At 66.4% G+C, this 16,942-nt stretch carries 17 protein-coding genes; 7 read left to right on the top strand and 10 right to left on the bottom strand.

Annotation, left to right across the window (positions count from 1 at the left end):
* Nucleotides 1-6: 6 nt before the first annotated feature.
* Both C8J46_RS06160 and C8J46_RS06155 read left to right on the top strand, forming a co-directional pair.
* Entirely contained in the window at nucleotides 7-1,203 is a 1,197-nt protein-coding gene (locus C8J46_RS06160) for an acyl-CoA dehydrogenase family protein (RefSeq protein WP_132736895.1), read from the top strand.
* Between the two features lie 4 nt (nucleotides 1,204-1,207).
* On the top strand, nucleotides 1,208-2,290 hold the full coding sequence (locus C8J46_RS06155) for an acyl-CoA dehydrogenase (RefSeq protein WP_132736297.1): 1,083 nt from the start codon (nucleotides 1,208-1,210) through the stop codon (nucleotides 2,288-2,290).
* 137 nt (nucleotides 2,291-2,427) lie between these two features.
* On the opposite strand, the gene C8J46_RS06150 is transcribed toward C8J46_RS06155, so the two are convergent.
* Complete coding sequence (locus tag C8J46_RS06150; RefSeq protein ID WP_132736294.1) at nucleotides 2,428-2,745, bottom strand: hypothetical protein; 318 nt, start codon at nucleotides 2,743-2,745, stop codon at nucleotides 2,428-2,430.
* 41 nt (nucleotides 2,746-2,786) lie between these two features.
* On the bottom strand, nucleotides 2,787-3,701 hold the full coding sequence (locus C8J46_RS06145; protein ID WP_132736291.1) for a LysR family transcriptional regulator: 915 nt from the start codon (nucleotides 3,699-3,701) through the stop codon (nucleotides 2,787-2,789).
* A gap of 107 nt (nucleotides 3,702-3,808) precedes the next feature.
* Here C8J46_RS06145 and C8J46_RS06140 point away from each other — a divergent pair, with 107 nt between their 5' ends.
* Nucleotides 3,809-5,335 (top strand): CoA-acylating methylmalonate-semialdehyde dehydrogenase, encoded by a 1,527-nt coding sequence (locus tag C8J46_RS06140; protein WP_132736288.1) that lies wholly within the window; start codon nucleotides 3,809-3,811, stop codon nucleotides 5,333-5,335.
* A gap of 88 nt (nucleotides 5,336-5,423) precedes the next feature.
* Here C8J46_RS06140 and C8J46_RS06135 read toward each other — a convergent pair whose 3' ends face one another.
* The gene (locus tag C8J46_RS06135; RefSeq protein WP_132736892.1) at nucleotides 5,424-5,747 is read right to left on the bottom strand and encodes a GIY-YIG nuclease family protein; all 324 of its coding nucleotides are present in this window, start codon (nucleotides 5,745-5,747) and stop codon (nucleotides 5,424-5,426) included.
* A 112-nt stretch (nucleotides 5,748-5,859) separates the two neighbouring features.
* Here C8J46_RS06135 and C8J46_RS06130 point away from each other — a divergent pair, with 112 nt between their 5' ends.
* The 4 genes from C8J46_RS06130 to mmsB all read left to right on the top strand — a co-directional run bounded on the left by C8J46_RS06130 (nucleotide 5,860) and on the right by mmsB (nucleotide 10,066).
* Complete coding sequence (locus C8J46_RS06130) at nucleotides 5,860-7,017, top strand: acyl-CoA dehydrogenase family protein (protein WP_132736285.1); 1,158 nt, start codon at nucleotides 5,860-5,862, stop codon at nucleotides 7,015-7,017.
* Nucleotides 7,018-7,148: 131 nt separating this feature from the next.
* A complete protein-coding gene (locus C8J46_RS06125; RefSeq protein ID WP_132736282.1) occupies nucleotides 7,149-8,192 on the top strand; it encodes an enoyl-CoA hydratase/isomerase family protein in 1,044 nt (347 codons plus the stop codon).
* A 93-nt stretch (nucleotides 8,193-8,285) separates the two neighbouring features.
* Nucleotides 8,286-9,062 carry an enoyl-CoA hydratase gene (locus C8J46_RS06120; RefSeq protein WP_132736279.1) on the top strand — a complete coding sequence of 259 codons (777 nt, stop codon included), beginning with the start codon at nucleotides 8,286-8,288 and terminating at the stop codon, nucleotides 9,060-9,062.
* Nucleotides 9,063-9,190: 128 nt separating this feature from the next.
* Entirely contained in the window at nucleotides 9,191-10,066 is an 876-nt protein-coding gene (gene mmsB, locus C8J46_RS06115) for a 3-hydroxyisobutyrate dehydrogenase (RefSeq protein WP_132736276.1), read from the top strand.
* A 3-nt stretch (nucleotides 10,067-10,069) separates the two neighbouring features.
* On the opposite strand, the gene C8J46_RS06110 is transcribed toward mmsB, so the two are convergent.
* The 7 genes from C8J46_RS06110 to C8J46_RS06080 all read right to left on the bottom strand — a co-directional run bounded on the left by C8J46_RS06110 (nucleotide 10,070) and on the right by C8J46_RS06080 (nucleotide 16,872).
* Nucleotides 10,070-10,468: an MAPEG family protein gene (locus C8J46_RS06110; RefSeq protein WP_132736273.1), complete on the bottom strand. Its 399-nt coding sequence runs from the start codon at nucleotides 10,466-10,468 to the stop codon at nucleotides 10,070-10,072.
* Nucleotides 10,469-10,505: 37 nt separating this feature from the next.
* Complete coding sequence (locus C8J46_RS06105) at nucleotides 10,506-10,727, bottom strand: hypothetical protein (RefSeq protein WP_132736270.1); 222 nt, start codon at nucleotides 10,725-10,727, stop codon at nucleotides 10,506-10,508.
* Nucleotides 10,728-10,812: 85 nt separating this feature from the next.
* A complete protein-coding gene (locus C8J46_RS06100; protein WP_132736267.1) occupies nucleotides 10,813-12,186 on the bottom strand; it encodes an MATE family efflux transporter in 1,374 nt (457 codons plus the stop codon).
* Between the two features lie 482 nt (nucleotides 12,187-12,668).
* Nucleotides 12,669-13,787, bottom strand: coding sequence for a PHB depolymerase family esterase (locus C8J46_RS06095; RefSeq protein WP_207894114.1), 1,119 nt, complete (start codon nucleotides 13,785-13,787; stop codon nucleotides 12,669-12,671).
* Between the two features lie 93 nt (nucleotides 13,788-13,880).
* Nucleotides 13,881-15,140, bottom strand: a complete 1,260-nt coding sequence (locus tag C8J46_RS06090; RefSeq protein ID WP_132736264.1) for an adenosylmethionine--8-amino-7-oxononanoate transaminase — start codon at nucleotides 15,138-15,140, stop codon at nucleotides 13,881-13,883.
* Nucleotides 15,137-15,754, bottom strand: coding sequence for a dethiobiotin synthase (bioD, locus tag C8J46_RS06085; RefSeq protein WP_132736261.1), 618 nt, complete (start codon nucleotides 15,752-15,754; stop codon nucleotides 15,137-15,139). The genes C8J46_RS06090 and bioD overlap by 4 nt, the downstream gene beginning before the upstream one ends.
* Nucleotides 15,751-16,872, bottom strand: a complete 1,122-nt coding sequence (locus C8J46_RS06080; protein ID WP_132736258.1) for an 8-amino-7-oxononanoate synthase — start codon at nucleotides 16,870-16,872, stop codon at nucleotides 15,751-15,753. Before C8J46_RS06080 ends, bioD begins: the two co-directional genes overlap by 4 nt.
* Between the last annotated feature and the right edge of the window lie 70 nt (nucleotides 16,873-16,942).

Below are 16,942 nucleotides of genomic sequence, written 5' to 3'. Positions count from 1 at the left end.
ATGGCCATGGATCTCAGCTTCACGCCCGAGGAAGAATCGTTCCGCGACGAAGTCCGCGCATTCTTCCGCGACAAACTCCCCGCGCGGCTCTCGACACTGGTCCGCGAAGGCAAGCGCCTCCGCAAATCGGACATGGAGGAATGGCACGCCATTCTCAACGAACGCGGCTGGCTGGCGAACCATTGGCCCGAGGAATGGGGCGGCCCTGGCTGGAGCGTGATCCAGCGCTTCATCTTCGATAACGAGTCCGCGCTCGCACACGCGCCCCGCGTGGTCCCGTTCGGCGTCAACATGCTCGGTCCCGTGCTGATCAAATACGGTTCCGAAGAGCAGAAGAAGCAGTGGCTGCCGCGGATCCTCGATGGCTCCGACTGGTGGTGCCAGGGGTATTCGGAGCCGGGCGCGGGGTCCGATCTCGCGGGTCTCAAGACGACCGCGGTGCGGAAGGGCGACGTCTATGTCGTCAACGGCCAAAAGACCTGGACGACGCTCGGCCAGCATGCCGACATGATCTTCTGCCTCGTCCGCACGGACCCGGCCGCGAAGAAGCAGGAGGGTATCTCGTTCCTCCTGATCGACATGAAGTCGCCGGGCATCGAGGTCCGCCCGATCACGCTGATCGACGGCGAGCAAGAGGTGAACGAGGTGTTCTTTACCGATGTCGAGGTGCCCGTCGCCAACCTCGTCGGCGAAGAGAATATGGGCTGGACCTACGCCAAGTATTTGCTGACCTATGAGCGCACCAACATCGCCGGCGTCGGCTTCTCGATCGCCTCGTTCGAGCGGCTGAAGGAGGTCGCGCAGATGCAGAAGAAGGGCGGGCGAGCGCTCGCCGACGATCCGTTGTTCGCGGCGCGGATGGCGCGGGTCGAGATCGATCTGGCCAACATGCAGACGACCAATCTGCGCGTGCTGGCGGCGGTCGCGGGCGGCGGCGCGCCGGGCGCGGAGAGTTCGATGCTCAAGATCAAGGGCACCGAAATCCGTCAGGAGATCACCTCGCTGACGCGTCGTGCGTATGGATCGTACGCGGCGCCCTACATACCCGAGGCTCTGGAAGCCGGATGGAACGGCGAGGATGTCGGCCCGGAGGACGCGGCGATGGCGGCGCCGAGCTATTTCAACAATCGGAAGCTGTCGATCTTCGGCGGGTCGAACGAGATCCAGAAGAACATCATCTCCAAAGCCATCCTGGGTCTGTGATACCATGAACTTCGAACACACCGACGACCGCCGCATGCTGGCCGACACGCTCGTCCGCGCACTGCGGGACGGCTATCCGATCGATACGCGTAACGCGGGCGCGTACAGCGATGCGGGGTACGATCCTGCGGTCTGGAAGCAGTTGAACGAACTCGGCATCGTCTCGGCGTTGTTCGACGAGGCAGCAGGCGGCTTTGGCGGCAGCGGGTTCGACATCATGGTGGTGTTCGAGGCGCTCGGCCGCGCGTTGGTGGTCGAGCCGTTCCTGGGCGCGCTGATGGCGGGACGTGCGCTGGCGGCTGGCGGCGGGCATGATGAAACGCTGGCCGGGATCGTGTCCGGCGAGACGATCGCTGCGTTTGCGCAGGAGGATGGCGCGACGCCGGTGACCGCGACGAAGAGCGGCGACGGCTGGACGCTGAGCGGCACCAAGGCGGTCGTGCTGCAGGCGGGCGCGGCGTCGGTGTTCGTGGTGACGGTCGAGCAGGACGGTGATCCGCTGGTGTTCCTCGTGCCCGCCGACACGACGGGCGTTTCGGTGCGGAGCTACAATGTCGTCGAAGGCGGTGGCGGTGGTGACGTGACGTTCGAGAACGTCACGCTGGGTGCAGAAGCGCGCATCGGTGGTGACGGGCAGGGGCAGGCGATCGTCGATGCCGCGGTCGGTGCAGGCCTGCTCGCGCTATCGGCCGAAGCGGTCGGGGCGATGGAGTTCGTCAAGGAAGCCACGCTCGGATACCTCCGCGACCGGAAACAGTTCGGCGTGCCGATCGGCAAGTTCCAGGCGCTCCAGCACCGCATGGCGACGGTATTGTTAGAGATCGAACAGGCGCAGTCTGCGGTCATCAACGCTGCGTCGGCATTCGACGGCGACGATGCCAAGGCGCGCCAACGTGCTCTGTCGGCGGCAAAATATACGATCGGTCGGACCGGTGCGCTGGTCGCGGAGGAGTCGATCCAGCTCCACGGCGGCATCGGCATGACGTGGGAATACGCGGTGTCGCATTACGCCAAGCGCTTGGTGATGATCGACCACCAGCTCGGTGACGAGGACTATCACCTGCAACGGTATATCGCTTTGGGCTAAGCGCCTGCCATCTCCCCACCGTCATCCTAACGAAAGTCAGGACCCAGAGTTCCAAACGACGACGCCCGTAACCCTGGGCCCTGACTTTCGTCAGGGTGACGGAGCGCATCAGGATGACGGTGGAGAAATGACGCGAATTACCGCCCGCGCTTCCCGATCATCGGCCGCAGCCGCACGCCGAGGCAGATCACCGTCGGCCACAGCAGCGTGTTGAGGATATCCAGCGAGGTATCCTCCCACCGCCACGACCCGAAGGTCATGCGGTCCATGATCTCGTTGAACGCCTCGCCCGCGACCACCACCCACCACGGAATGAACGTACCGAACGACCGCCGCGTGATCAGCCGCGCGATCATCAGCAGCGCCATCCCGGCATGGATGTGCAGGATCGTATCGGGCAGCCCGGTGCCATCGCCGATCCAGTCGATCATCTTGTGGTAGAGGGTCGGGATCACGCTGTTACTCCGGGCGAACTGCCGCGGGGGCTATACGGCGCTCAATACCGAGCGGCAATCACAGGCATCGTGCCCAACATCAGCGGCTTCAACTCGCCGATGGTCGCGTCCAGCCAGGCGATGAACCGGTCGATCCGCGCGATCCGGCGGACGTCGCGGTGGACGACGAGCCAGAACGAGCGCACGATGTCCACCGCGTCGGGCAGCACGCGGACCAGCCCCGGCATCCGGTCGCCGATGAAGCAGGGCAGAATCCCGCATCCCGCTCCCGCGGCGATCAGCTCGGCCTGCGCGACGATACTCGAACTGCGGATCGAGGCGTCGAGGCGGCCGTCGATCTCGGCAAGATAACGAAGTTCGGGGGCGTAGATCATGTCGGGGACATAGCCGATCAGTCGGTGCCGCATCAGATCCGCGGTTGTCGCGATCGGCCCCGTCCGCGCAAGATGATCCGGGTGCGCATACAGTCCGAGGTGATAGTCCGTCAGTTTGCGCGCGACCAGCGGTCCGCTTTTTGGTCGCGCGAGCATGACCGCGATATCCGCCTCGCGCCGCGACGGATTGAGGAAGCCGGTCGATGCGATCAGGTCGACGGCGATCCGCGGATGCTGGTTGGTGAACGACGCGAGGCGCGGCGCGAGGATGCGGCTGCCGAACCCTTCCGAGACGCTCAACCGGATCGGGCCGGCGAGTACCCCTGCATCATTGCCGACGACTTCCTGGATGCCGAGCGCGGACGCCTCCATCGTCTCGGCGTGTTCCAATAGCGCCGCGCCGCGTTCGGTCAGCGCGTAGCCGGCGACGGTCTGTTCGAACAACGTCGTCTGGAGTCGCCGCTCGAGGCGTTGCAGCCGCCGCGACACCGTCGTCGCGTCCTGCCCGAGCAGTTTTGCGGCCGGTCCGAGCCGGTGCGCGCGCGCCAGAGCGAGGAAATATCGGACGTCGTCCCAATCCATGAACGCCTCACCCTATGCTGCATATTCGCAGAGCGATTCTGCAAACAGCCCCACTTGGCTGCGAAAGCCTTATGGCCGACGGTGCGGATAACTAGAAGAGGATGCTCATGCGGACGATCGAGAATTTCGTGAGCGGTGCGGCCAGCACGGCCGAGCGCTTCGGCGACGTGTTCGACCCGAATTCGGGCGAGGTGCAGGCGCGCGTGCGGCTGTCGGGCGCGACCGATCTGGACCGCGTCGTCGCCGCCGCGCAGAAGGCGCAACCGGCTTGGGCGGCGACCAACCCGCAGCGCCGCGCCCGCGTCATGTTCGAGTTCAAGCGGCTCGTCGAGGCGAACATGGACGAGCTCGCGCGGCTGCTCTCGTCCGAGCACGGCAAGGTGATCGCGGATTCGAAGGGCGATATCCAGCGCGGGCTCGAGGTGATCGAGTTCTGCTGCGGCATCCCGCACATTCTCAAGGGCGAATATACCCAGGGCGCCGGGCCGGGGATCGATGTCTATTCGATGCGCCAGCCGCTCGGCATCGGTGCCGGCATCACGCCGTTCAACTTCCCGGCGATGATCCCGTTGTGGATGTCGGGCGTCGCGATCGCGACGGGCAATGCGTTCATCCTCAAGCCCAGCGAGCGCGATCCGTCGGTGCCGGTGCGGCTCGGCGAATTGTTCGTCGAGGCGGGGCTGCCCGAGGGGATCTTCCAGGTCGTTCACGGCGACAAGGAGATGGTCGACGCGATCCTCGATCATCCGGCGATCAGCGCGGTGAGCTTCGTCGGATCGTCCGATATCGCGCATTACGTATACCGCCGCGGCGTCGAGGCGGGCAAGCGCGTCCAGGCGATGGGCGGCGCCAAGAACCACGGCATCGTCATGCCTGACGCGGACCTCGACCAGGTCGTCGCCGACCTGTCGGGCGCGGCGTTCGGGAGCGCGGGCGAGCGTTGCATGGCGTTGCCGGTGGTGGTGCCGGTCGGCGAGAAGACCGCGATTGCGTTGCGCGAGAAGTTGATCCCGGCGATCGCGGCGTTGCGCGTGGGCGTGTCGACCGACAACGACGCGCATTACGGCCCGGTGGTGAACGCGGCGCACCGCACCCGGATCGAGAACTGGATCCAGACCGGCGTCGACGAGGGCGCGGAACTGGTCGTCGACGGGCGCGGGTTTGCGTTGCAGGGGCACGAGAAGGGCTTCTTCATCGGCCCGTCGCTGTTCGATCACGTGACGACTGAGATGTCGGCGTACAAGGAGGAGATCTTCGGGCCCGTCCTTCAGATCGTCCGCGCCGCCGACTTCGAGGAGGCGGTACGCCTGCCGAGCGAGCATCAATACGGCAACGGCGTCGCGATCTTCACGCGCAACGGCCACGCCGCGCGCGAATTTGCGGCGCGGGTGAACGTCGGGATGGTCGGCATCAACGTGCCGATTCCCGTGCCGGTGGCGTATCACACGTTTGGTGGCTGGAAGCGCAGCGCGTTCGGCGACACCAACCAGCACGGCATGGAAGGCGTGAAGTTCTGGACCAAGGTCAAGACGATCACGCAGCGCTGGCCGGATGGGTCTGCGCTGCCGGCGATGGCCGAGGATGGCGGGCCGGCGCGCAACAACGACGCGTTCGTTATCCCGACGATGGGGTGATTGGATTGCGGTCTGCCTCCTCCGTCATCCTGACGAACGTCAGGACCCAGAGCCAAAAGCGTAGGTGCTTGCGGCTCTGGGTCCCGGGTCAAGCCCGGGATGACGGCTGGAGGAGTGGTCCGAATCCCAAGTCCTCGGCCAGATCGCGCCACGTCGGATTGTCAGCTTCGATCAATTCGATCTTCCAGGCGCGATGCCAGTTCTTCAATTGCTTCTCGCGTCCGATAGCGCCCTCCATCGTGTCGGCAATCTCGAACCAGACAAGCCGTTTGACGCCGTACATTCGGGTAAACCCACCAAAAGACCCTGCCCGGTGCTGAGCGACCCGCACCATCAGATCGGACGTCACGCCGATGTAAAGCGTTCCGTTGCGCCAGCTTGCGAGGATGTAGACAGCCGGTTGCCGATCCACGTCATTTACCCCAATCGTCATCCTGACGCACGTCAGGACCCAGAACCACGAACACCGGCGTCCGTGGCTCTGGGTGCCGGGTCAAGCCCGGCATGACGGAGATAGGACCACGATGAACCAGTTCACCTCCAACCAGTTCGACCTCACCGACGACCAGCGCGAAATCCAGGAGCTGGCACGCCGGTTCACCGCCGACCGGATCACGCCGCATGCGGCCGAGTGGGACGAGAAGCACATCTTTCCGCGCGAGACGATCAAGGCTGCGGCCGAGCTCGGGTTTGCGGCGATCTATGTCAGCGAGGAAAGCGGGGGGATCGCGCTCGGGCGATTGGAAGCCGCGCTGATCATGGAGGCGATGTCCTACGGGTGCCCTTCGACGTCCGCTTTCATCAGCATCCACAACATGGCGGCGTGGATGATCGACCGGTTTGGCTCGCAGGGCGTGAAGGACAAGTATCTCCCCGACCTGGTGACGATGGACCGGCTGGCGAGCTATTGCCTGACCGAGCCGGGCTCCGGCTCCGACGCCGCCGCTTTGAAGACCCGCGCGGTGCGCGATGGCGACGACTGGATCGTGACCGGCTCGAAGCAGTTCATCTCGGGTGCGGGCGAGAACGAGGTGTACGTGACGATGGTCCGCACCGGTGAGGACGGTCCGAAGGGTATCTCGTGCCTCGTGATCGAGAAGGACATGCCGGGCGTGTCGTTCGGCGCGAACGAGAAGAAGCTGGGCTGGCATTCGCAACCGACGCGTCAGGTGATCTTCGACGGTGTCCGCCTACCGGCCGCGAACATGGTCGGCGGCGAGGGCGAGGGCTTTCGGATCGCGATGATGGGACTCGACGGCGGGCGGTTGAACATCGGCGCGTGCTCGCTCGGGGGGGCACAGCGGTGTCTCGACGAGGCGATCGCGTATACCAGGGACCGGAAGCAGTTCGGCAAGCCGATCGCCGATTTCCAGAACACGCAGTTCATGCTGGCGGACATGGCGACCGAACTCGAAGCGGCGCGCGCGCTGCTCTACATGGCGGCGGCCAAGGTGACGGCGAATGCGCCCGACAAGACCAAGTTCGCGGCGATGGCGAAGCGGCTGGCGACGGATACGGGCTCGTCGGTGGTCGACCGCGCGCTACAGCTGCATGGCGGCTACGGGTATCTGCAGGACTACCCGATCGAACGCTTCTGGCGCGACCTGCGCGTGCATTCGATCCTCGAGGGGACGAACCAGGTGATGCGGATGATCGTCGGTCGCGAACTGACGCGGCAGTGAGTCCGCGCAGGTTCAAGTCTTTCTTCTGCTCCGCGCCTCTGCGCCCCTGCGCGAAAAAGTCTTTTGTTCGCGCAGAGGCGCAGAGGCGCAGAGGCGCAGAGGCGCGGAGATGATGTTCGGGAGGTGAACTCGTGACCGATGATCTGATCGTCGAGAGTAAAGGGCCTGTCGGCCGGATTCGGTTGAACCGCCCGAAAGCGCTGCACGCGTTGAACCTAGCGATGTGCGAAGGCGTGCTGGAGGCGCTGGAAGCGTGGCGTGGCGACGCGGCGGTCGAGGCGATCGTCGTCGATCATGCCGAGGGGCGCGGGTTCTGTGCTGGCGGGGATATCCGCATGCTCGCCGCGTCGGGCGCGACCGATGGCGTCGAGGCGCGGGCGTTTTTTCACGCCGAGTATCGGATGAACCACCGGCTGTTCACCTATGCCAAGCCAATCGTCGCGTTCATGGACGGGATCACCATGGGCGGCGGCGTCGGGCTAGCGCTGCCGTGCCGGTTCCGGGTTGCGACCGATAACACCAAGTTTGCGATGCCGGAAACGGGGATCGGGCTGTTCCCGGACGTTGGCGGCGGCTGGTATCTGTCGCGGCTGCCGGGGCGGATCGGGCAGTATCTCGCGCTGACCGGGCACCGGCTCGATGGTGCAGAGTGTCTCGCGCTCGGGTTGGCGACGCATTTTCTCGCGAGCGATACGCTCGATACCGCTAAGGCACGGATCGCGGAGACGCCGCAGGATATCGCGGGCGTGTTGGACGCATTGGCCACGTCGGCACCCGACGCGAAGATCTTGGCGCGCAAGGATGACATCGACCGGCTGTTCGCGTCAGACGTGCTGGAGGAGATCTATGCCGCGCTCGACGCCGATGGTGGGGAGTGGGCGACTCAGACTCTCGCGACGCTGAAGACCAAGTCGCCGCAGACGATGAAGGTGTCGCTCCGGCTGCTCCACGAGGGCGCGGGGATGGCGAGTTTCGCGGACGAGATGCGGCAGGAATATGCGGTTGGCGCGCATGTCGTGCAGCGGCATGACTTTATTGAGGGCGTGCGCGCGGTGATCGTCGACAAGGATAACGCGCCGCGCTGGGATCCGGCGACGCCCGAGGCTGTGACCGATCACGTGATCGACCAGATCTTCGCGCCGTTGCCGGAGCATGAGGCGTGGACGCCGGGCTGAACAGAAAACACGTTGCCCCAGCGGAAGCTGGGGTCTCCCGGTAAAGATGAGACCCCAGCTTTCGCTGGGGTGACGAAATTGGAAGGGTTTGGAATGGCCGACTACGAAACGATCCTCGTCGAGCAGCGCGGTGGCGTTACGCTTGTCACGTTGAACCGGCCTCAGGCGCTCAACGCGCTTAACTCGCAGGTGCTCGCCGACCTGATCGCCGCGTTTGCCGCGTTCGATGCCGATGCGTCGCAGGGATGCGCGGTGCTGACCGGCTCGGCCAAGGCGTTCGCGGCCGGGGCGGACATCAAGGAGATGCAGTCGCAGGGCTTTGCCGAGATGTACGCGAGCAACTTCTTCGCCGGCTGGGAGAATTTCACGCGGACGCGCAAACCCGTGATCGCGGCGGTGGCGGGCTATGCGCTCGGTGGCGGGTGCGAGCTGGCGATGATGTGCGACTTCATCCTCGCTGCCGATACCGCCAAGTTCGGCCAGCCCGAGATCAAGCTCGCGGTGTCGCCGGGGATGGGCGGATCGCAGCGGCTTACGCGCGCGGTCGGCAAGGCCAAGGCGATGGAGATGTGCCTGACCGGGCGGATGATGGATGCCGAGGAAGCGGAGCGCGCGGGCCTTGTCTCGCGGATCGTGCCGGCGGACGAGCTGGTCGAGGAGGCGGTGAAGACGGCGGCCACGATCGCAGCGATGGCGCCGCTGGCGGTGCTGGCGAACAAGGAAATGGTCAACGCGGCGTTCGAGACGGGGCTGGCGATGGGCGTCCAGTTCGAGCGGCGGCTGTTCCACGGGCTGTTCGGCACCGCGGACCAGAGCGAAGGCATGGCCGCATTCGTCGAGAAGCGCGCCGGGACCTGGACGGGGAGGTGATCCGACAAACGTCCGTATCAACCCCGTCACCCCAGCGAAGGCTGGGGTCTCCCCGTTGGCGGTCGAAACGCTAGCCCCACAAAGATCCCAGCTTTCGCTGGGATGACGATCGTTAAAGAGGATAAGCAATGGCACGGATCGGTTTCATCGGGCTCGGCAACATGGGCGGTGGCATGGCGGCGAACCTCGCCAAGAAGGGCCACGATGTTCGCGCGTTCGATCTGAGCACGGACGCGTTGGACAAGGCGAAGGCCGCCGGATGCCTGCCGCTGGCGTCCGCTGCCGAAGCCGCCGACGGTGCCGAGGCGATCGTGACGATGCTCCCCGCCGGCAAGCATGTCGCCGAGGTGTACGACGCGCTGTTCGCGGTCGCATCGCCGTCCGCGATCCTGATCGACTGTTCGACGATCGACGTCGCCACCGCCAAGCAGGTCGCCGCCGCCGCGCAGGCCAAGGGCCTCGTCGCGGTCGACGCGCCCGTCTCTGGCGGGATCGGCGCGGCCAATGCGGGCACGCTGACGTTCATGGTCGGTGGCTCGGCGGAGGCCTTCGACCGCGCGCAGGCTATCCTCGCCGACATGGGCAAGGCGGTCATTCACGCCGGCGCGAACGGCGCGGGGCAGGCGGCGAAGATCTGCAACAACATGATCCTCGGCGCGACGATGATCGCGACCTGCGAGGCGTTCGTGCTGGCGGAGAAGCTCGGGCTCGACGCACAGGCCTTCTACGATATCGCCAGCGTGTCCTCGGGCCAGAGCTGGTCGATGACCACCTATGCGCCATTGCCCGGGATCGGCCCCGATACCCCCGCCGATCACGACTATCAGGGCGGTTTCGCGACGGCGCTGATGCTCAAGGACCTGCGGCTCGCGATGGCCGCGGCAAAGGACGTTGGCGCGGATACGCCAATGGGCGCGAAGGCTGCCGAGCGCTACGAGGCGTTCGCCGAGGCGGGGCAGGGTGGCCTCGATTTCTCGGCGATCATTCGCACGTTACGAGACTGAGCCTCAGAGAAAGCGGATCAGCATCAGCAGCAGGCCAAGGATCGATACCATCCAGCACAGGCTGCGGACATATTTGATGCCGAACAGATACAGCGGGATATAGGCGATCCGTGCGCCGAACCAGAGCCATGCGCCAATCGTACCGATACCGCCGGTACGATCAGACACGGCCAGTCCCAGCGCGAGCGCGACGAACACGGGGTAGGTTTCCTGGAAGTTCTTGAGCGCGCGTTCCGCGCGGCCCGCCATCTCGCCGAGCGGCTTCTGCTCGCCATCGCGCGGCCCCGCGTTCCAGTCGAGCCCGCGGTCGCGCGTGGCGGTTTGGCCCTGGATCATGACGTACGCGAACAACAAGACCGTCGACCAGCCGAGCAGCAGTAATTCGGTAGGCAAATGCGTCATGATCGATCTCCGCTAAGGTAGCGGGTGTCGAACGCCGCTATCGCGCCGATGTTGCGACCGTGATCGGCGGATTGGCAAGCGATTGGCGGGCGTCGTGCGCGCGGTGGAACGCGCGGTCGGCATCGTCGATCGCCCCGAGCAGCGCGCCGAAGCACGGCACTTCGTCGATCGGATAGACGCGTGACAGATCGTGGCCGAGCGCGAAGACGTCGCGCTGCGTGAGGAGCCCGATCGCGACGATACGGTCTTGGTCGGACATGTTAGACTCCCGTGATGCAATGTATGTTAACGCCCTCAACGAGTTAACGGTACCGTCATAAGTGCGAAACGGGGCCAGTGGAGCCTCAACCGAGGCCGAGCCGCTCGCGGGCGTGCCATCGCGCCATCATCAGCACCGAAACCACGGCCAGACCGGTCGCAAGTCCGGTCCATATCCCCACCCCGCCCCAGCCGCGCCCGAATGCGAGCCACGCGCCTACACCGATGCCGATCCCCCAATAGCCGATCGCCGCGAAGATCATTGGCACCGTCGTATCGCCGAGCCCGCGCAACATCCCCGCGCCGATCACCTGCGCGCCGTCGACCACCTGGAACACCGCGGCCACCGCGAGCAGCGAGATCGCCAGCGCGACGACCGGCGCGTTCGCAGGCGCATCGACGTCGAGGATGATGCCGATCAGGAGTTGCGGCGCGAGGATCAGCAACGCGGCGGTGAGCACCATGAAGCCTTCGCCGATCGCGAACGCCGCCCAGCCGGCACGGCCGATCCCCGCGCGGTCGCCGCGTCCGGTCGCGAGACCGACGCGGATCGTGGCGGCTTGCGCGATGCCGAGCGGGACCATGAAAGTGACGCTGGCGATCTGGATCGCGATCGCGTGCGCGGCGAGCGGCACGGTCCCGAGCAGGCCCATCAGGAAGACCGCGGCGATGAACACGGTCGATTCGAACCCGAGCGTGATCGCGATCGGCAGGCCGAGCGTCCACACCGCACGGTATCGCGGCCAGTCGGCGCGCCAGAACCGGCCGAGCAGGCGATAGCGGCGGAACGGCTTTGCGTAGACGATCACGGCGGCCATCGCGACGAAGCTGAGGCCGTTGGCGATGCTGCTCGCGGTGCCGGATCCAAGCAGGCCGAGCGCGGGCAGGCCGGCATGACCGAAGATCAGCAGCCAGTTGAGCCCGGCGTTGACGATTAGCAGCCCGACCATCACCACCAGCGACCATGCCGGTTTCTCGAGCGCGGCGACGAACGCGCGCAGCACGAGGAAGGCGAGGCTCGGCAGCATCCCCCACATCACTGCGCGGACGAACCTCGCCGCCTCGTGTGCAAGCTTCGGATCCTGGTCGAGCAGGTGGACGAGGATCGTTTCGGCATTCCACAGCACGATCCACGACGGGATACAGAGCGTGGCGGCGACCCATATGGTCTGGCGTACGGTCCGCCGGATATCGCGCACCGCATGCGGCCGCGCACCCCGCTCGCGCGCGATCATCGGCACCGCGGCGGTCGTCAGGCCCATGCCGAAGACGAGGAAGACGAGGTAGAGGTTCAGCCCAAGCGTCGCCGCCGCCAGCGTGTCGGGCCCGAGCCGCCCCAGCATCGCCACGTCGGTCGCACCGACCAGCGCCTGCGCGAGATTGGTCGCGACCAGCGGCCAGGCGAGCTTCAGCGTGGCCGCGAATTCGGTGCGCCAGGGGCGCGGCGGGGGCGAGGTCATGTAGCGGCTTTACCCGGGTTGGGCGGCAAGTCGATCATCGTATGGGGACGCTGCGTCGCTGCCGGAGCAACCAATCCTCCCCCGCAAGGGGGAGGTGGCGCCGAAGGCGACGGAGGGGGAGGACACGAAACAGTTGTTTCCCTTTCCTCCCCCTCCGTCTGGCAAGCGCCAGCCACCTCCCCCTGGCGGGGGAGGATTGATGCGGCGATCCGGCTTGTGACGGGTGACGGGGACGATCGAGTAACCGCGTGACTTAAAAAGATGCGTGTTACGCCAATTCCGTCATCCCAGCGAAAGCTGGGATATCATCGTCGTGGCGATTGTCATCTGCCCCGCAGGATACCCCAGCTTCCGCTGGGGTGACGGATATTTTGAGGCGACGGCTATGCAGCGGTTAAGGCTTTGCAGGGGGGTGACCGGTGGCAAATCCTGGCCTCGAAGAAACGGCGTTGTCGACCGTATCGGTGCTCTCAGCCGGAACGCTACCGCATCAACCCGGCGGCGCGGAGGGCGTTCTCGATCGTAGCTTGGATACCGCCAGGGGGCTCCGGCAGAGGCTTCGCCGCGGGCTTCGACGAGACCGGGATCGCGATCTTCGCGGCCCGTTCGATCGGCACCGACTTTGCCGCAGTCTCCGCCTTCGCCGCCGCAACCAGCCCCCAAGATTTCGCAATCACCGCCGTGCTCGAAATCCCGACATCGAGCATGAACGGGCCCGCGGCCCCCAGACGCTCGCCGCGCAACGGATCGATCGGCGTGCCGTGACCCATGCCCGGCACGGTCCAGTCCTCGACCACGTCGCGCCCTTGCGCGTCCGACCAGATCCGGTGGACGGCGGTGCCGACGCGTTCCGTGCGTACCGCGTTCGCATCGACGCCGTGGATACCGCGCCATTGCCGCGCGATCGTGTCCGCATTCGCGACGCTGACCGTCGCGTCCGCGCCGCCGTGCCAAATCGCCAGCGTCGGCCACGCCCCGTCATGGCCGCGCGCGCCGCTGCGAACCTTGTCGATCAAAGCCGTATCGCTCGTATCGCCATGCCCGCGCATCCGGTCGAGCGCCTGCGACACGCCGGTCGCGGTGCCGTACGCAAGCCCGCCGATCGCCGCCCCGCCCGCGAACAGGTCGGGTCGCGTGGCGAGCATCGCAACCGTCATAGCTCCGCCCGCCGACAGCCCGGTAACGTACACGCGGCTGCGATCGAGGCCGTGGCGTGCGATCATCGTCTCGGTCATCTGCGCGATCGATTCGGCTTCACCGCCGGCTTGTGCGGTATCTTCGGACGCGAACCAGTTGAAGCAGAGATTGGGATTGTTCGCGCGCGTCTGCTCGGGAAACAGCAGCGCGAAGCCGGCGCGATCGGCAAGCTGCGACCAACCCGACCCGTGATCATAGCCCGCCGCGGTCTGCGTGCAGCCGTGCAGGACGACGACCAACGGCGCGTTCGCGGGAAGGTCGGCGGGCACATAGGCGTACCCGAGCAAGGCCCCCGGATTGGTCCCGAACTCGACCAACGGCGTCAGGCGGCTAGGCGCGGTGGTGCGCGGCGTGGGGGCCCCGGCGCGGGCCATGCGGGCGATGGTGTCGGCGATGTTTCTCACGTGAATCGAGCCTTTCGTCGCAAGGCGTACTAGGCCGCGATCTTATCTCAACGTGGGACGTACATCATTTGTTGCTGCACCGCAGCAAAAACGTCAGGAGTCTTGCCCCAGCACGTCGCACGCCTCGCCGATCGCTGCATAGATCCGGTCGAGATCGGCGTCGTCGATGCAATAGGGTGGCATGACGTAGACGGTGTTGCCGAGCGGCCGGAGCAGCAGGTCGCGCGCGCCGAAGAAGGCGAGCAGACGCGGCCCGATCTGCGACAGATAGCCGTCTTCGCCGCGCAACTCGACCGCAGTGATGGTGCCGATCTGGCGCGCGTTGGCGATGCGGGGGTTCCGGGCGAGCGTCTCCAGCCTTGACGCCTGGCGGGCGGCGAGATCTGCGATCCGCTCGCGCACGGGTTCGTCGCGCCAGATCGCCAGATTCGCGTTGGCGGCGGCGCAGGCGATCGGGTTGGCGGTGTAGCTCGACGAGTGGAAGAACATCCGCGACCGGTCGGTCCCGTAATGCGCCTGGTAGATCGCCTCGGTCGCCATCGTCACCGCGAGCGGGATCGCGCCGCCGGTCAGCCCCTTCGACAGGCACAGGATATCGGGCACCACGCCCGCCTGTTCGCAGGCGAGCAAACTGCCCGTGCGGCCCCAGCCGGTCATCACCTCGTCGGCGATGAACAGCACGTCGTGGCGCGCGCAGATCCGCCGCATCTCGGCGAGAATGTGCGCGGGATAGATGTGCATCCCGCCCGCGCCGAGCAGCAGCGGTTCGACGATGAACGCGGCCGGGTGCGCGGCGCAAGCCTTCTCGAGCGCGTCGAGCGTCGCCTGCTCGAGCCCCGCGGCGGGGAAGGGGATAGTGCCGACATCGAACAGCAGCGGTTCGTACGCCCGGTTGAACACGCCGCGCGCGCCGACCGACATCGCGCCGATCGTGTCGCCGTGATAGCCGTGCTCCATCACCAGGATACGGTGGCGATCCTCGCCGCGATCGAGCCAATAGCCGAGCGCCATCTTCAGCGCGCACTCGACGCTGGTCGAGCCGGAGTCCGAGAAGAACACGCGGGTCAATTCGGGCGGCATGATCGCGGTCAGTCCGCGCGCGAGGTCCTCGGCAGGCTGGTGCGTCCAGCCGGCGAAGATGATCTGGTCGAGCTTGCCCGCCTGCTCCGCGATCGCCGCCATGATCTTCGGGTTGGCATGGCCATGCGTGGTCACCCACCAGGACGAGATCGCATCGACGATCCGCCGGCCATCCGAGGTGTAGAGTGCGGCGCCCTCGGCATGCGTGACGAGCGGGATCGGCTCGCGCAGGCCGTGCTGCGTGAACGGATGCCAGACGGGGGAGTCGCTCACCGGAACGCCTCCAGGTCGAAATTCGCGGCGAACGCCGCGGCCAGCGTCGCGGCGTTCAACGGATCGAGGCGGGGCAAGCGGCCTAGCCTCCGGATCTTGCCGAGTGCGGCGATCGTCGCCTCGCTGTCCTCGACCGCGTCGCCGATGAAAGCAATGCCGAGGATCGGTACGCCGCGGCTCCGCAACGCCTCGATCGAGAGCAGGCTGTGGTTGATTGTGCCGAGCCCGGTGCGCGCAACGAGCACGACCGGCTTGCCCCATCGCGCGAACAGGTCGGCGAAGATCAGGTCGCGCGTCACCGGGACCATCACGCCGCCCGCGCCCTCGACCACCAGCGGGCCATCGACTTCGGGAAGCGTTAGCCGCTCGGGATCGATCGTCACATCATCGATCTCGGCGGCGAGATGCGGCGAGCACGGCGTGGTCAGCCGGTAGGCTTCGGGCAGGACGTGGTCTGCGGGAACGCCCAAGGTAACGACCGAAGCCGCATCGCTGCCATCCGCGAGCCCGGCCTGCACCGGCTTCCAATAGCGCGCGCCGCGCGCTGCGGTCAGGCCCGCGGCGAACACGGTCTTGCCGATATCGGTGTCCGTTCCGGTGACCACGATCGTCATTGCAGCGCCTCTCCCAATATTGTTCCCAAAGCCGCGATATCTGCCGCGGTGGCGTTCAGCGTCAACGATATCCGCAATCGCGACGTCCCCTCGGGCACGGTCGGCGGCCGTATGCCGCGCACGTCGAACCCCGCCGCCTGGATCGCGCTCGCGACACGCATCGTCCGTGCCGCATCGCCGAGTACCAGTGGCAGGATCTGCGACCCGGTCGCCACGACACCGTGCGGCACCAGCACGCGCTCCGCCGTCGCGATCAGGCCCCACAACTGGTCCCGCCGCGCGGGTTCGTCGGCCATGATCCGCAACGCCTCACCGACTGCCAGCGCCATCAGTGGTGACGATGCGGTCGAGAAGATGAACCCGCGGCCGCGATTGACGATGAATTCGCGCATCACCGCCGGCCCGCACAACAGCGCGCCCTCGCAGCCGAGCGCCTTGCCGCAGGTCCGCAGGGTGATGACGTTCGCGCGTCCGTCGAGTCCTTCGGCCAGGCCACGGCCGTCGGTGCCGAATACCCCGGTCGCATGCGCTTCGTCGATCAGCAGGATCGCGTCGTGGCGGTCCGCGACGTGCGCGAGATCGGCGAGCGGCGCGCGGTCGCCGTCCATGCTGTAGAGGCTCTCGACCGCGATCCATACGCGGCCCGTGCCACCCGTCGCGCGCCATGCGGTAATCGCATCTGCGAACGCATCGGCATCATTGTGCGCCGCGCTAACGCAACTCGCTCGCGTGAGGCGCATACCCTCGTGCGCGCTGGCGTGGATCAGTGCGTCGTGGACGATCAGGTCGCCGCGCTGGGGCAATGTCGCGAACAGGATCGTGTTGGCGATGTAGCCGCTGGCAAAGAACAATGCCGCCTCGGTCCCGAAGAACCGCGCGGCCTCCGCTTCCAGCGTTTCATGCTCGGGCGCATTGCCGCGTAAAAGCCGCGAGCCGCCCGAGCCGACCGGTACGCCCCTCGACAAGGCGTCGATCATCGCGGCGCGCAGCCGGTCCGACCCGGCGAGCCCGAGATAGTCGTTCGAGGCGAAGTCGATGCCGGTGCGCGGGCGGAGCGATCGATAGCGGTCGGCGGCGGCCAGATTGGCGAGGTCTCGGTCCTGGTCGGCGAACATCATCGCGCCGCCCTAAACCCAACGCGCTGCGAAGACGATAGCGGGTCGATCGGTTGCCCCCTCCGTCACCCCA

The sequence above is a fragment of the Sphingomonas sp. PP-F2F-A104-K0414 genome (genome assembly GCF_004340945.1).
Lineage (GTDB): Bacteria > Pseudomonadota > Alphaproteobacteria > Sphingomonadales > Sphingomonadaceae > Sphingomonas.
This window is presented reverse-complemented; position numbering and strand designations above follow the sequence as displayed.

Coding starts and splice junctions, on each gene's coding strand:
- C8J46_RS06155 (WP_132736297.1), top strand. CDS start 1,208: ATGAACTTCGAACACACCGACGACCGCCGCATGCTGGCCGACACGCTC.
- C8J46_RS06105 (WP_132736270.1), bottom strand. CDS start 10,727: ATGTCCGACCAAGACCGTATCGTCGCGATCGGGCTCCTCACGCAGCGC.
- C8J46_RS06080 (WP_132736258.1), bottom strand. CDS start 16,872: ATGATGTTCGCCGACCAGGACCGAGACCTCGCCAATCTGGCCGCCGCC.
- bioD (WP_132736261.1), bottom strand. CDS start 15,754: ATGACGATCGTGGTCACCGGAACGGACACCGATATCGGCAAGACCGTG.
- C8J46_RS06160 (WP_132736895.1), top strand. CDS start 7: ATGGATCTCAGCTTCACGCCCGAGGAAGAATCGTTCCGCGACGAAGTC.
- C8J46_RS06140 (WP_132736288.1), top strand. CDS start 3,809: ATGCGGACGATCGAGAATTTCGTGAGCGGTGCGGCCAGCACGGCCGAG.
- C8J46_RS06100 (WP_132736267.1), bottom strand. CDS start 12,186: ATGACCTCGCCCCCGCCGCGCCCCTGGCGCACCGAATTCGCGGCCACG.
- C8J46_RS06145 (WP_132736291.1), bottom strand. CDS start 3,701: ATGGATTGGGACGACGTCCGATATTTCCTCGCTCTGGCGCGCGCGCAC.
- C8J46_RS06110 (WP_132736273.1), bottom strand. CDS start 10,468: ATGACGCATTTGCCTACCGAATTACTGCTGCTCGGCTGGTCGACGGTC.
- mmsB (WP_132736276.1), top strand. CDS start 9,191: ATGGCACGGATCGGTTTCATCGGGCTCGGCAACATGGGCGGTGGCATG.
- C8J46_RS06130 (WP_132736285.1), top strand. CDS start 5,860: ATGAACCAGTTCACCTCCAACCAGTTCGACCTCACCGACGACCAGCGC.
- C8J46_RS06120 (WP_132736279.1), top strand. CDS start 8,286: ATGGCCGACTACGAAACGATCCTCGTCGAGCAGCGCGGTGGCGTTACG.